This is a genomic window from Lederbergia citrisecunda (assembly GCF_018343695.1).
Taxonomy (GTDB): Bacteria; Bacillota; Bacilli; order Bacillales; family Bacillaceae_C; genus Lederbergia; species Lederbergia citrisecunda.
Window position 1 is genome coordinate 655,530 of sequence record NZ_JAGYPJ010000001.1, and the last position, 14,878, is coordinate 670,407.

Genomic DNA, 14,878 nt, shown 5'->3' on the forward strand with positions numbered 1-14,878 from the left:
TTAGTACAAAAGATGCAATTAATAAATATCAAACCATCCATCTGATAACGATATTATTATTTTATGTGTATCCTTATCCGCTTTACATTTGTCTGTTTATTTTACATAGATGTTAATAAAGGATTTTGACAAACTGTGTAGAAGGTATATAGTAAGAAAGGAAGTGGTGTATTGCTATCAGCGTTAAATAAAGAAGGAAAACACATTACCCTCATTCAATCTTTTTTTAACAAAGATCTTATTGGAAGATTGCGTAGTGACGATTATTTTTGCCCTTTATGTAAGGAGCGTCTTATTTTTAAAGCAGGTAATATCCGTATTCCCCATTTTTCGCATCGGCGAGATTCCGCTTGTACTACATTTGAAACAGAGCCTGAGAGTCTCCAGCATCTTCAAGGTAAGAAATATTTATTTCATTTTTTCTCAAACCAAGGGTTAAACGTTTCTTTAGAGTATTATTTGCCCGACATCAAACAGCGTGCTGATTTATTCGTACAAAATCAATCACAATCTTTTGCTATAGAATATCAATGTTCGCCTCTACCTAAAAGCTTATTAGAAAAACGAACGAAAGGATACAAAAGCAAAGGTATTATCCCAATATGGATTATTGGTGGGAAACCTTTCCAAAAAAGTCAAAAGGGCGTTTTTCATTTATCTGAATTTCATTGGTCAATGATTAGTGAGAGACAATATATTGGTCTAAATCTTTTAAGTTTTGATTCGGAAAGTTCTAGATTTTACTTGTTATCAAACATTACCTCAATATCTCCTAAAATAGTATCGGCCACCTTATTATCACGTTCTATAACCACCGCTACGCTCCCATTAAAGTTTCCATATATTAATAAAAATAATAATCATACATTATGGTTGCAACACAAAAGAAAGTGGCTTCAACATAAGGTTCAATATGGAAATCTAGTACATGATCACTTTTTAAAAGCAATTTATTCCTCCGGACATAATCCATTTCTACTCCCACCATTATGCGGGCTTCCAGTTCAACATATGGAATGCTTTTATTCTTATCCACTTGAATGGCAGTTTATGATTTATTTAGAATGTTTTCGTAAACTACAAGTTGGCAGTCGCATCTCTTTAAAATATGTTAATCAAAAGGTACAAGCTTGGATAAAAGAAGGATTAATCGTACCAAGAACCTTTCCTTTAGAGCAAAATATCAGTTGGAGAAATGCTGTCGAAAAATATTTTTCTCTATTAACAGAAATGGAATATTTTTCGAATTTAGGCGAAGACTTATTTGAGATGGCGAAGCAAGTCAAAACTCCAAGTTCCACCGAAGAAGCAATACATTGGGAGGAAACGATCTTTAATAGATTAAACGATAAAAGCTCATGTAACGAGGAAATGGATGAATCTTGTTTCTTTTTTGGTACAGCTCAAGTGCCTATCGCCTAGCAAAATTTTTGTTTCCTTTCTTACGATAAGTCAATATTAATTTGTTTTATAGGTCTTGTCGTGTTTCCTATATCCTTAGTCGTTGTCCACGTAGTCCGTAAGTCGATGAACAATCGCTTGCGCTTTTCTTCAAACAACTAGCAGGATTAACCAAAATTAAGTAGAATAGGTAATAGGTAAAAAAACTTTCGTTAAGCGAAAGAAGTAGAGTTCAATATGAATGGAGGATGGCAATGGCCAACGAAACAGCTGTAAAAACACTTTCTTCACGTGCTGAAATACAAGAGGAAATGACGTGGAGATTAGAAGATATTTTTTCGTCAGATGATTCTTGGGAAAAAGAATTTGATGATATAAAAGAATTGTTAAAAAATGCTGGAGAATTTAAAGGGAAACTAAGTGAAAGCGCGGAGCAATTATTTGAAGCTCTAGAATTCCAATCTAAAGTTTCAGAGCGGATGGGGAGACTCTATACATATGCACATATGCGCTATGATCAAGATACTGGTAATTCTCATTATCAAGGTTTTAATGCACGTGCGGAAAGCCTGTATTCCATTTTAGCGAGTGAATTTTCTTATATTGTACCTGAAATTTTAGATATGGATGAAAGTAAAATTTCTCAGTTTTTAGAGGAAAATAATGACCTGCATTTATACAAAAAAGCTTTGGAAGAAATTAATCTGCAAAGGGGTCATGTATTATCAGCTGAACAAGAGGCATTACTTGCTCAAGCATCTGAAGTTTTAGGCGCTTCCAGTACTACATTTGGAATGTTGAATAATGCAGATTTGGAGTTTCCCGTCATTAAAGATGAGGATGGACAAGAAGTTCAAATCTCACACGGAAATTATATTCGCTTTTTAGAAAGCTCCGATCGAAGAGTTCGTGAGGAATCATTTAAAAAAGTGTATGAAACATACGGCAAGTTCAGTAATACATTCTCTAGTACATTGAGTGGTGCTGTAAAGAAAGATAATTTTTATGCGAAAGCTAGAAATTATCAATCTGCAAGACATGCTGCTCTAGCTGCAAATAATATTCCTGAAAGTGTATATGATAATTTAGTTGATACAATTAATAAGAACTTACATTTATTGCATCGTTACGTAAAACTTCGTAAAAAAGTACTTGGTGTCGATCAATTGCATATGTACGATCTTTATACGCCATTAGTAAAAGATGTAAAAATGGATATTCCTTACGAGGAAGCAAAGAATTTGGTAGTTGATGGACTCGCACCACTTGGAGAAGAATATGCCAATATTCTTAAGGAAGGTTTTGAAAATCGCTGGGTCGATGTTTTTGAAAATAAAGGAAAACGGAGCGGTGCCTATTCATCAGGTGCATATGGAACAAACCCATATATTCTTATGAATTGGCAAGATAATGTGAATAATTTATTTACACTTGCTCATGAATTTGGTCATAGTGTGCACAGTTACTATACAAGAAAGTCACAGCCATATCCATATGGTGATTATTCCATTTTTGTAGCTGAGGTAGCTTCTACATGTAATGAAGCTTTGCTCGGTGACTATATGTTAAAACGTACAGATGACAAGAAAGAACAATTGTATTTGCTTAACCATTACTTGGAAGGCTTCCGTGGGACTGTTTTCCGCCAAACAATGTTTGCAGAATTTGAGCACTTAATTCACCAAAAAGCTCAATATGGAGAAGCTTTGACAGCAGATATGTTGACGAAAGAATATTATGCATTAAATAAGAAATACTTTGGTGAAGAGGATATTCTTATTGATGAAGAAATTGGATTAGAATGGTCGAGAATCCCTCATTTCTATTACAATTACTACGTGTATCAATATGCGACAGGCTTTAGTGCGGCCGCTGCATTATCAAGTCAAATTCTTGAAGAAGGAGAACCTGCAGTTTCACGATATATCGATTTCTTAAAGGCAGGTAGCTCCGATTATCCAATTGAAGTATTGAAAAAAGCAGGGGTTGATATGACAACTGCTGCACCAATTGAAGCTGCTTGTAAAGTATTCGAAGAAAAGCTTGCCGAAATGGAGCAATTATTATCTGAATAAAACACAAATAAGTAGCTGCTCTCTATTTTTAGGGAGCAGCTTTTACTTATTGTTTTGGAAATTATATCAATTTGGAACTTAGAGGTAGTCCCCATCTAGGTCCAGCGCTTCCACTATCAAACTTTTCCTTTTTCCCTATGATAAGTCAACCCCAAAGTTTGTACGTTGTGGCCAGGTGCTTACTTCTTAGCTCTTAAAACCACGAAATTTGTTTCTGCCGTTTAAAAAGTTCAACAACAAAAGCAATGAGAAAAAAAGTAAAGGAGAAGTAATATAAATCGGAATTAGGTTCATCAAACCGAGGATATTAAAGCAAAAACAGAAAACAATAAATGCGATCAATACACAAATAATAATTTTTCTCAATCCCCGTCTCCTTCCTCCTAGTATTTATTAACTTATATGCAAGAAACCCATTTGTCATACTATTTAAAGAAAAATACTGAAGATAAAAACTTATTGCAACACAACAAAGTAAATGCCAGGCAAGAGCCTGGCATTTGGTCAAAATGTCTATATATTGGAATAAATGCTTTTTCCTGTTCAGTTTCGTATCAAACTTATACTACGATAAGTCACAAAGTCGAAAAAGGGAGCGTCAAGGAGGGAGACTCTTAAGCTTTTCAAACTATAGGCCACCTGAAGTATATTTCCAAAAGTGCCCGTTTTTTGCTTGTATTTTTTGTACCTTTTGTTGGAGTTGCAATTTTTTTAGTTGCTTTTCAATTTGTTGTACAGGTACATCGTAAATCATGGCGAGATCTTTTGATGCCATGATTGGATTAGTCGACAAAAAAAGTTCAAGTGGGGGCTTTTCAGCTGGTTTTGGAAACCGCTCGAGCATTTCTGTTAAAAGTTGGACATAAATATCGTATGAATATAGGCCGGTAATTTTTAATCCTTCGTCTTCAATATTCTCGTTAAAAAATACCATTGCTGGCATTTCATTAACTTCCATTTCGGAGGAAATTTTCAAGTCACATTGAAACGCTTTTGCAGAACTTTGTGAATAAACATCACGAATAAATTCTTCTAAATCTAATCCGACATGTTGTGCGCACCTTTGGATGACATTGATATCTGTAATATCAGCATTTTCCACAAAAAGTAATTCCTGAAGCCTTCGAATAAATCGTATCCCGGCTTTTTTTCCTTGTAGCTCAGCTGCTTTAATGCTGATGGCAGCTAAATGAGGTGTGTAGCAATGTTGTTGATCTTCTTTTTTTAAATGTTGATTATTTTTCTTTTTATCTAATTTTCCACCTTTTTGATTCCAGATTGCAAGATTTCCACATAAAACGTATTTCATAGTAAAATAATCGCCGTATTCAATCTGTAGCTTGTTGATAATAGGTGAAAGGGACCAGCATTCCGCACAAAAAGGATCGACAAACAAATAAATTTCCATAGGCTTATTGTCCAAATAATGCGAGTTTGTATTTTTTGCTGACCGTTTTGTATTCAAGACCATTCACCTGTTGCTATAGGTATTATGTCATCATGCCTTACGACATGGTTTGTAATTTTTAAACGTTTATTAGCACCAAGTGCGTCATACGGCTTAACACGTTTCCTAACCATATGAATCGCTCCTTTTTCTAAAATTGTATGTTTATTGTAACAACGAGTACGTAATAACTCAAACAAATAGCACTACATATGGAAACTTTAAATAAAAAAACTGCCCAAGACTGGACAGTAAACATCTATTATAACCTAGTACTTAACTATAGAATGTATCAGTAACTTTCCTGACATAGTTTTGTGTTTCTTTAAATGGTGGAATACCGCCATATTTATCAACATTGCCTGGCCCTGCATTATAGGCCGCTAGTGCTAGTACAAGATTACCATCATACTTGTCTAACATATTTCGCAAATACTTACTTCCACCCATCACATTTTGTAACGGATCAAAAATATCGTTAACTCCTAGCCCCTTTGCGGTTTGTGGCATGAGTTGCATTAATCCAGAAGCGCCTGCGTGACTGACAGCGGTGGAATTAAAATTTGATTCATGCTTAATGATCGATTTTATTAATTTGGCAGGAAGGTTATACACTTCAGATGCTTTTTGAATAATAGCCTCTAAATTATCAGGAATTGTAGCATTATCTTTTTCAGTTGCATTTATTTCTGAAGCTATCTGGATAGCATTTTTACCGAAAAAAACAGGTAGCTTGTTCAATTGCATATTATATACAGCACCTAAAGTATTCTTATCAATTGATTGTTGTGAAGAATTATTAATATTATTCATTAATGTATGTTGTAGTAATTGGGCAAAAGAATGATCTTCTTCATTTAGTGAACTATCATTTCTTTCTCCTGAGAATCCTTTTAATAACTGTATATCAAGAACCGTTTTTAATTGGCCAAGTATATTCATAGCTATGATTCCTTCTTTCCTTGTATTACTTTAAAAAGCCTGCTTATTTTATTATCGGCATATCGAATCTTAATGTTTAACTTTTCTAGTAGTTCATTAAAAAATTGTTCGCCTTTATCTCGATCAATTGTTTCATATTCTAATTCAAAGTCTTCTTTTCCTAAATAGAAACTATGGTCAAATACAAGAAGTCCATTTTTATATTCCGTTTCCGCTCGATCCGTCTGAAGGGTCCCATAAAGAAAAAATTCATCAATTGGGAATTTCATTTTATGTAATTCGTCTTTTACTTCACCACTTGGAAAAACGGAATGGTTCATTAACATATTAGCTTCTGTTTGATTTATAACATCATTTATTTCCAAAAGTCCAATATCAGCGGGCTTTTTTAATGTTAACTCATATTGTTCCTGTTTTTCTCTAATACGTAAAGCGGAACCTAATTTCTTTAATGCAAAATCTTTTGTATCAAAATAGTGATTCTTTTGGGAAAAAAACTGTTTTTTTGAAATATGAAAGGTTCTTAAAAGAAGTTGGAATTCTTCCTCAGTAACAATGTTTTTAAATTCAATTTCGATATTTCTAGACAATTTAGGTCTTCCTTCCATATATAACTAATCTTATTATTACCTTAATAGGGATTGATTTCAATTATTGCAGTCAGTCAAACTTTAAGAAATTATTGTTTATGCTAAAATAAAGAGGTAATTCTTTCTAGAAATTTACCGCTTTGTTAATGCTCATTGTTTGACTTTACTTATTTTTTAATTAGAGCTGAAGTCAACTTACAAATTTTGCAATGGTAGATGAATCATTTTTACGTAAAAAAACAAGGCGCTTGCGCTTTTCGAAATTGCTATTATTAAGAGGTGACGATCTAGTGAACCACTGGGAACAATTTTTAGCTCCATATAAACAAGCGATAGATGAACTGAAAATAAAATTAAAAGGCATGAGAAGCCAATTTGAACAGCAACATATACATTCTCCAATTGAGTTCGTAACCGGACGTGTAAAGCCAATTGCAAGTATATTGGATAAAGCACAACAAAAGAATATACCATTGGATAAAATTGAAACTGAAATGCAAGATATTGCTGGATTAAGAATGATGTGTCAATTTGTTGATGATATTGAAACGGTTGTCAAGCTACTGAGAAAGCGGAATGATTTTCGAATTATTGAAGAACGAAATTACATATCAAATAAAAAACCAAGCGGCTATCGTTCTTATCATGTTGTCATTGAATATCCAGTCCAAACCATTCTCGGTGAGAAAAAAATATTAGCCGAAATCCAAATACGTACACTTGCGATGAATTTTTGGGCGACGATAGAGCACTCTCTTAATTATAAATACAAAGGACAATTCCCTGAAGAGATTAATAAAAGGCTACAAGGTGCAGCGGAAGCAGCTTTTCGTTTAGATGAAATGATGTCGCAAATTAAAGAGGAAATTCAAGAAGCACAAGTATATTTTACGAAAAATAAAGAGGCAGTAAAAAAGTTGGACAAGAAAACTGACTATCGTTAATGGAGAATTCATATTTGCATGAAAGGATGAGAATAGTGAAATTTGCGATTACATCGAAAGGAAATCCAACATCCAATGCATTAATGCATAAAATGAGAATGTATTTGCAGGATTTTGAAATGGTATACGATGAAGAACAGCCGGATATCGTAATATCCGTTGGCGGGGACGGAACTTTGTTATATGCGTTTCATCGTTATAGTTCAAGATTGGATAAAACGGCTTTCGTAGGGGTACATACAGGACATCTTGGCTTTTACGCTGATTGGGTTCCAAGCGAGATCGAAAAACTTGTCATTGCCATTGCGAAAACTCCATATCAAATTGTAGAATACCCTTTGTTAGAAGTGTTAATTCGGTACCGGCACGGAGGGAAAGAAACTCGTTATTTAGGATTAAATGAATCTACCGTTAAAAGTATTGTTGGTACACTTGTCATGGATGTAGAAATACGTGGGGATCACTTTGAGCGTTTTCGTGGAGACGGTTTATGCGTCTCTACACCATCTGGAAGTACGGCATATAATAAAGCTTTAGGTGGGGCAATTATCCATCCATCTCTTCATTCCATTCAGCTTGCTGAGATGGCATCCATTAATAATAAAGTATTCCGAACGGTTGGATCACCTCTCATTTTGCCGGAACATCACACTTTAGTTCTAAAACCAGTTAAAACATTTGATTTCCATGTAACTGTCGATCATTTAACAGTCATGCATCGTGATGTAAAATCTATTCAATTCCGGGTGGCAGAAGAAAAAATTCGTTTTGCGCGATTCCGTCCTTTCCCATTTTGGAAAAGAGTTCACGATTCATTTATTTCAGACGGTGATTAATAATATGAATCATTACTCGTTAAAATGGACGATTGAAAAAACGGATGCCGGGCAAATCATTAAAGAATTTTTAAATGCACAAGGAATTTCAAGAAGAGCTTTAACGGATATCAAATTTACAGGTGGCTCGATAAAAGTAAATGGGCAAGAACAAAATGTCCGGTATCTTTTAAAGGAATATGATGTAGTAGTCATCGATTTTCCTCCAGAAGAAATAAACGAAAAAATGAAAGGGGAAAATATTCCTCTTTCTATTTGTTACGAGGACCGTGACATTATTGTTCTTGAAAAACCTGCATATATGAGTACCATTCCTTCACGGGAGCATCCAACAGGAAGTCTCGCGAATGCACTCGTTTACTATTATGAACAAACAGGAAATTCATCAGCTATTCATATTGTGACGCGATTGGACCGAAATACATCTGGTTTAGTGTTAATCGCAAAACATCGGCATGCACATCATTTATTAAGTATGCAGCAGCAAAGAGGAAAGATTCGACGATACTATGAGGCTTTTGCAGAAAATGCTTTTGACGTGATGAAAGGATGTGTCGATGCCCCGATTGGACGAAAACCTTCCAGTATAATCGAAAGGGAAGTGAGGAAGGATGGACAAAAGGCGGTTACTCATTTTGAAGTAATTCGTACTTATCATGACTTTTCTCATATAAGACTTGATCTTGAGACAGGAAGGACTCATCAAATTCGGGTGCATATGGCTTATTTAGGGCATCCCTTGCTTGGCGATGATTTATATGGTGGTAATGAAAAAGTCATTCAACGCCAAGCACTCCATTGTAAAGAATTACACTTCGAACACCCAATAAAAGGAAGTAAACTTTCATTTACAGCTTCGCTTCCATTGGATATGGAAACGATCATTAAGAAGGAAAACGAGTAAATTTTTCAGTTACTAGCGGCATGGATGAAGGTACAGAAACAGTTATTATTTCAGGATAGCGCAAAGCCGTCAGTTTTCCACCAAAGACGGCTCCTGTATCGATATTTATCGTATTACCAACTAATCGAGGCTCCTCGACAGGTGTATGTCCATATACGATGAATGGCTTCCCTTTATAGATTTTCGCCCAATCTCTACGTACAGGCATTCCGTTAGGGAGTGTTTCTCCAGTTACATCCCCATATAAAACAAAGGACTTAACACTTTTATTGTGCTTGCCAATATAATCAGCCCTTATTCCTGCATGAGCGATTACCAGTTTTTCATTATCAAGCACATAATAAAGAGGAGAGCCTTCATATAAATCCATAAACATTTTTTTATATTGATGTTGTTCTTTTTGAGAAAGAACATTTAATTCAGCTACAGTAGTCTCTAATCCATGGGCGATTTGCACGTTCCTTCCAAGAAAATAACGATATAATTTATTGCAATGGTTTCCCGGAACATAATATGCCCCATTATATTTCCAAAGCTTCCAAACGATTTCAATCATTTTTAAAGAATCTGGTCCTCTGTCCGTAATATCACCAACAAAGGCTAATTTTCTATTCTTGTTGATAGGAATTTCACTTTTCCATGAATAGTCCATTTTTTCTGTTAAGGTGACAAATTCATCGTAACAACCATGGATATCTCCAATAATATCAATGTACAATCTATTCACCCTATTTCATCATTATTTTATTTTTTTTAGCTTTGTAATTGTTGCCACATCGTGCAAGCTCCTGCGCGAAAAACGGGTAACGGTAGACTCCACAGGTGCGACTGATCTGAGGAGGCTACCAATCCTTGCCTAGATGTAGTCGCCTAGGTTTTTTGTACCCGCGGAAAACAGAGCACATGAAACGGAAATCTACGTACATATTTATGATAGCCATTTGAAAAAAATCGAATATTGTATTCTTTTCTTTTCATTTTGTAGCGACAAATCTAAACAGATTTGTTAGGATAGTGTAGACAAAAGGGAAGGAGGAGTCAATTATGGACAATACTTTAGAAACAAATGCCCAAATGAATGAAGAACTTCTCATTAAAACAATAGAAGAAGATAACATTGTTGGATTTCGAGAGGAGTTCATGACTCTTCACCCGTATGATCAAGCACAATTTTTTTTCAAATTAACTCCCGATGTTCGTATAAAAGTTTATTATTTTTTATCTCCAAAAGAGCTAGCTATCTTTTTCGAGATGCTAGAAATAGAGGATCATGAGTATAAAGGTATTTTAGCGGAAATGGATCCTAAATATGCGGCAGATATGCTTGCTAATATGTTTACCGACAATGCTGTTGACGTATTAAACAATTTGGATAAGGATCAAACTGCCAGCTATCTATCCATTATGGACCATTCAGCAGCTCAAGAAATAAAAGGTTTGCTTCATTACGAGGAATATACTGCTGGAAGTATTATGACCACTGAATATATTGCTATTTCGGCAAATCAAACGGTCCGTTCAGCAATGTATATTTTAAAGAAAGAAGCTCCAAAAGCGGAAACCATATATTATGTTTATGTGGTAGACGAAGATGAAAGGCTTGTCGGTGTAATTTCCCTTCGTGATTTAATCATTAGCAGTGATGATACAATGATTTCGGAAATTATGTTTGATCGAATTGTTGCCATTTCTGTTAGCGCGGATCAGGAAGAAGCCGCTAAGCAAATGAGGGACTATGATTTACTTGCATTACCTGTTGTCGATTTTCAAAATCATCTGCTTGGAATTATTACAGTTGACGATATTATCGACGTTATTGATGAAGAAGCCTCAGATGACTATTCAAAGCTAGCAGGGGTTTCTGATATGGATACAATTGATAAAAATCCATTTGCTGCAGCAAAAAAAAGGTTACCATGGTTAATCATTTTATTGTTTTTAGGAATGTTTACCGCTAGTCTCATTGGAAGATTTGAAGACACTTTGAGCAAAGTTCCTATCGTAGCTGTTTTCATACCCCTTATTGCTGGAATGGCAGGGAATACAGGAACACAAGCGTTAGCGGTCGCAGTTCGAGGAATAGCTACTGGAGAACTGGCTGAAATAAGTAAAATAAAACTTATCTTAAGGGAATCAGGTACTGGGTTAATTACGGGAACTATTTGTGGAGTGTTGGTTGCTTTCATTGTATTTGTATGGAAAGGGGAGCTCCTACTGGGTTTTCTTGTAGGAATCTCTATTCTTGCATCACTATTTGTTGCTACATTGGCAGGATCACTTGTTCCATTAGTTATGCATAAATTTAAAATCGATCCCGCTGTTGCGTCTGGGCCATTCATCACAACAATGAATGATATTACATCCATCCTAATTTATTTTGGTTTGGCAACGATGTTTATGAGTTATTTAATTCATTAACTTGTTCTTTTGTACGGAATATGTAAAGAAAGTTGGAACCCATCTATGGGACAGGAATCATCGTTATTATCTCTAGTCATTGTATTAGTAGTTGCATTTTTTACACCACTTGTATTACATCGGCTTCGTCTTACATTTATGCCGGTAGTCATAGCAGAAATAATAATGGGTTTAATCATAGGAAAGAGTGGCTTGAATCTTATACATGATGGATCTTGGTTAAGCATTCTTTCAACATTAGGCTTTATTTTTCTCATGTTTTTAAGTGGATTAGAAATTGATTTCTCAGCATTTAAAGCTAGTAAAAAGAAAATAGTTTTGCCGAATGGAAAACTAGAGCCCAATCGTTTTATCGTTTCTACGATCATTTTTCTCGGCATTTTTATTTTATCGATTGTCTTGTCTTTTATTTTTGTTAAAATCGGCTTGATTGATAATATTTTCCTTATGACATTGATCATTTCTACCATTTCTCTTGGAGTCGTAGTACCAACTTTAAAAGAAGCAAACATAATGAAAACGGGAATTGGCCAAATTATTTTGCTTGTAGCAGTTATTGCCGATCTTGTTACGTTAATATTACTTGCTATCTTTGTTTCCGTTTCAGGGAATAGCCAAGGGAATATGTGGTTATTATTCATCCTATTCGCTGCTGGAGTCATATTATATCTTATTGGAAGACGTTTCAAAAATCGTGCAATTATAGAGAGATTATCAGCAGGAACTGTCCAAATTGGAACGAGAGCCATCTTTACATTGATTATCGTTTTAGTCGCATTATCTGAATCAGTTGGGGCTGAAAATATTCTGGGTGCTTTTTTAGCAGGAACTCTCGTTTCGTTATTGAACCCTAAACAAGAAATCGTCCATCAATTGGATTCATTTGGGTACGGTTTTTTAATTCCTATTTTCTTTGTAATGGTAGGAGTTGACCTTGATTTATGGTCTCTATTAAGTGATAAAAATATGCTAGTTTTAATTCCGTTATTATTAATAGCCTTATTAGTTTCTAAAATCATTCCAGTTTTAATATTGAGAAGATGGTATGATGCCAAAACAGTTATCGCTTCTGCCTTTTTACTTACATCAACTTTGTCTCTTGTCATTGCCGCAGCTAAAATTGCAGAGCGAATTGAAGTGATTACACCTGAAATGAGTGGGACATTAATATTAGTCGCAGTTATTTCATGTATCGTAACACCAATTTTCTTTAGAAAGTGGTTTCCTAAAGAAAATGGATACGATCGGAAGCTTACGGTAGGTCTCATTGGTGCAAATCAACTGACCCTTCCTGTATCCAAGGAATTAAATGCGGAACAATTTATTTGCACCGTTTATCATAAAAAAAGGGATAAAACGGATATGCAAAATTATGAATCCGCATTTAATATTGTCGAAGTCCATGATTATGAAAATCTCGAGCTTGAAAAGGTGGGAGCCTTCGATTCAGATATCCTATTTATTTCTACTGGAGATGAAAAACTGAATGCTGTCTTGGCATATGAGGGAAAAGAACGTGGAATTGAAAGAGTAATTGCAAGAATTGAGACACCGGATTTAGTAAAGGAATTAAAAGAAAATGACATTGAAGTATTTTCTACCATTTTGTCTACTACGGCATTATTAAAAGCTCTATTAGAGTCACCAAACGTTGCACAAATCATGACGAATGGAGAAACCGCATTATATGATATTGAAATGCTAAACAGTCAGTATGCGTATATGACGTTACGCGAATTCCCATTTATGGGCGATGTAATCATCGTTAGGATATTTAGAGGGAAAGATTCACTCGTTCCGCACGGAGACACAGAACTTCAAATGGAAGATCGTCTGATTGTGACTGGATCGAAGGAGTATGTAGATCACTTGACGAGGGAACTTCAGTATTCTCGTTAACAAGGATTTTTTAAGTATTCTACCACACCCCTTATCTTGTACGTTGTTAGTCAAGAGGATAACAATTTTCCAATATCTAGTTTTAGCGCCTATCGACTAGCAAACTTCTTGTCCTTTTCTCTTTTGTTGTAAACATCGACTCGTCCTACGTCGTGTTTCCTTTATCTCAGTCAAAGGACCTGAAGTTTGTACGTCGATAGACAGGCGCTTATACTTTTCCTTTACAATTTTGAAAGTTGTCGTGTATATTAGGACTAGGTACTAATAACTTGTAAAACTTTTTAGTTTAATAAAAGGGGATGATTTCATGAATCTTTCTTTAAATGGAAAAACATATGTCGTAATGGGTGTAGCTAATAAACGTAGTATTGCCTGGGGAATAGCTCGTTCTCTACATAACGCTGGTGCAAAATTAATTTTTACATATGCTGGAGAGCGTCTTGAAAAAAGTGTTCGTGAACTTGCTGATTCATTAGAGGGAGAACAATCTCTCGTATTACCTTGTGATATTACAAATGATGGAGAGATTGAACAATGCTTTAGTCAAATAAAAGACGCTGTCGGTCCAATCCACGGTATCGCGCATTGTATTGCATTTGCTAATAAAGAGGAATTAAGTGGAGACTATTTAAATGTAACGAGAGATGGTTTTTTACTAGCTCACAATATTAGTGCTTACTCACTTACAGCTGTTGCGAAAGCCGTTCAAAAGCTAGACATCATGTCTGAAGGCGGCAGCATTGTTACATTGACGTATCTTGGTGGGGAACGCGTCGTTGCAAACTATAATGTAATGGGCGTTGCAAAAGCTTCTCTTGATGCAAGCGTTAAATATTTGGCTAGTGATCTTGGAAAACATGGAATTAGAGTCAACTCCATTTCTGCAGGTCCTATTCGAACTTTATCTGCAAAAGGAATCAGTGACTTCAATAGTATCTTAAAAGACATTGAAGAAAGAGCACCACTTCGCAGAACAACAACGCCAGAAGAAGTTGGAGATACTGCATTGTTCCTATTTAGCGAACTTTCTCGTGGTATTACTGGCGAAAACATTCACGTAGATTCAGGATTTAATATTTTAGCGATTTAATATTAAGCAGTTGTCACTATTGGTGTGACAGCTGCTTTGTTGTTTTTTAGAAGGTGCTTTTTGACTAGTATTTTGATGTTGCTAGCGCTAGCGTGCGGACGCTACTGCTCTGTGCTTAACACGCCGGTGGTTTCCCCATTTTTCCCTCGGAAGTCTCTTCCTTTTCCGCTCCAATCAACGTATTTGAAAAACCTAAACTGAGTTTAGCAAAATGATTGAACATTCACTTGTCGGCAACCGATAGCATACAAGTTAAAGAGCCTCCTATAGAATGCTACTCTCTACACACTTCTTCTTCAAGAGCCCTTCTGCTTTTAGTATTTTTGGAAACC

13 protein-coding genes are annotated in these 14,878 nt (G+C 35.4%); 8 read left to right on the forward strand and 5 right to left on the reverse strand.

What is annotated here, in order from left to right; translation table 11 throughout:
• The first annotated feature begins 171 nt into the window (after positions 1-171).
• Together KHA93_RS03340 and pepF are read left to right on the forward strand one after the other, a co-directional pair.
• Entirely contained in the window at positions 172-1,422 is a 1,251-nt protein-coding gene (locus KHA93_RS03340) for a competence protein CoiA (protein WP_213109420.1), read from the forward strand.
• Positions 1,423-1,655: 233 nt separating this feature from the next.
• Entirely contained in the window at positions 1,656-3,476 is a 1,821-nt protein-coding gene (gene pepF, locus KHA93_RS03345) for an oligoendopeptidase F (RefSeq protein ID WP_213109421.1), read from the forward strand.
• Positions 3,477-3,662: 186 nt separating this feature from the next.
• On the opposite strand, the gene KHA93_RS23935 is transcribed toward pepF, so the two are convergent.
• The 4 genes from KHA93_RS23935 to KHA93_RS03360 form a co-directional block, all read right to left on the reverse strand.
• Positions 3,663-3,842 (reverse strand): hypothetical protein, encoded by a 180-nt coding sequence (locus KHA93_RS23935; RefSeq protein WP_233711030.1) that lies wholly within the window; start codon positions 3,840-3,842, stop codon positions 3,663-3,665.
• Between the two features lie 262 nt (positions 3,843-4,104).
• On the reverse strand, positions 4,105-4,941 hold the full coding sequence (locus tag KHA93_RS03350) for a ClpXP adapter SpxH family protein (protein ID WP_349772251.1): 837 nt from the start codon (positions 4,939-4,941) through the stop codon (positions 4,105-4,107).
• Positions 4,942-5,199: 258 nt separating this feature from the next.
• Positions 5,200-5,865 carry a lytic transglycosylase domain-containing protein gene (locus tag KHA93_RS03355; RefSeq protein WP_213109423.1) on the reverse strand — a complete coding sequence of 222 codons (666 nt, stop codon included), beginning with the start codon at positions 5,863-5,865 and terminating at the stop codon, positions 5,200-5,202.
• 2 nt (positions 5,866-5,867) lie between these two features.
• Positions 5,868-6,455: a CYTH domain-containing protein gene (locus KHA93_RS03360; RefSeq protein ID WP_213109424.1), complete on the reverse strand. Its 588-nt coding sequence runs from the start codon at positions 6,453-6,455 to the stop codon at positions 5,868-5,870.
• Between the two features lie 290 nt (positions 6,456-6,745).
• Between KHA93_RS03360 and yjbM the strand changes: the two genes are divergently transcribed.
• Genes yjbM through KHA93_RS03375 form a run of 3 tightly spaced genes read left to right on the forward strand, consistent with a single transcriptional unit; the run spans position 6,746 to position 9,139 of the window.
• The gene (gene yjbM / locus KHA93_RS03365) at positions 6,746-7,399 is read left to right on the forward strand and encodes a GTP diphosphokinase (protein WP_213109425.1); all 654 of its coding nucleotides are present in this window, start codon (positions 6,746-6,748) and stop codon (positions 7,397-7,399) included.
• A gap of 35 nt (positions 7,400-7,434) precedes the next feature.
• Positions 7,435-8,235, forward strand: coding sequence for an NAD kinase (locus KHA93_RS03370; protein WP_213112755.1), 801 nt, complete (start codon positions 7,435-7,437; stop codon positions 8,233-8,235).
• Positions 8,228-9,139, forward strand: a complete 912-nt coding sequence (locus KHA93_RS03375; protein WP_349772252.1) for an RluA family pseudouridine synthase — start codon at positions 8,228-8,230, stop codon at positions 9,137-9,139. Before KHA93_RS03370 ends, KHA93_RS03375 begins: the two co-directional genes overlap by 8 nt.
• On the opposite strand, the gene prpE is transcribed toward KHA93_RS03375, so the two are convergent.
• Positions 9,120-9,857 carry a bis(5'-nucleosyl)-tetraphosphatase PrpE gene (prpE, locus tag KHA93_RS03380; RefSeq protein ID WP_213109426.1) on the reverse strand — a complete coding sequence of 246 codons (738 nt, stop codon included), beginning with the start codon at positions 9,855-9,857 and terminating at the stop codon, positions 9,120-9,122. The two genes, KHA93_RS03375 and prpE, sit on opposite strands and share 20 nt — an antisense overlap.
• Before the next feature lie 356 nt (positions 9,858-10,213).
• On the opposite strand from prpE, the gene mgtE reads away from it, so the two are divergent.
• From mgtE to fabI, 3 genes are all read left to right on the forward strand, one after another.
• Positions 10,214-11,557, forward strand: coding sequence for a magnesium transporter (gene mgtE / locus KHA93_RS03385; RefSeq protein WP_432806338.1), 1,344 nt, complete (start codon positions 10,214-10,216; stop codon positions 11,555-11,557).
• 45 nt (positions 11,558-11,602) lie between these two features.
• The gene (locus KHA93_RS03390; RefSeq protein WP_213109428.1) at positions 11,603-13,456 is read left to right on the forward strand and encodes a monovalent cation:proton antiporter family protein; all 1,854 of its coding nucleotides are present in this window, start codon (positions 11,603-11,605) and stop codon (positions 13,454-13,456) included.
• Between the two features lie 307 nt (positions 13,457-13,763).
• A complete protein-coding gene (gene fabI / locus KHA93_RS03395; protein ID WP_213109429.1) occupies positions 13,764-14,546 on the forward strand; it encodes an enoyl-ACP reductase FabI in 783 nt (260 codons plus the stop codon).
• Positions 14,547-14,878 lie beyond the last annotated feature (332 nt).

What these genes read in the sequence shown, in the direction of transcription:
- pepF (WP_213109421.1), top strand. Translation starts at nt 1,656, where the DNA reads ATGGCCAACGAAACAGCTGTAAAAACACTTTCTTCACGTGCTGAAATA.
- KHA93_RS03355 (WP_213109423.1), bottom strand. Translation starts at nt 5,865, where the DNA reads ATGAATATACTTGGCCAATTAAAAACGGTTCTTGATATACAGTTATTA.
- mgtE (WP_432806338.1), top strand. Translation starts at nt 10,214, where the DNA reads ATGAATGAAGAACTTCTCATTAAAACAATAGAAGAAGATAACATTGTT.
- KHA93_RS03390 (WP_213109428.1), top strand. Translation starts at nt 11,603, where the DNA reads ATGGGACAGGAATCATCGTTATTATCTCTAGTCATTGTATTAGTAGTT.
- fabI (WP_213109429.1), top strand. Translation starts at nt 13,764, where the DNA reads ATGAATCTTTCTTTAAATGGAAAAACATATGTCGTAATGGGTGTAGCT.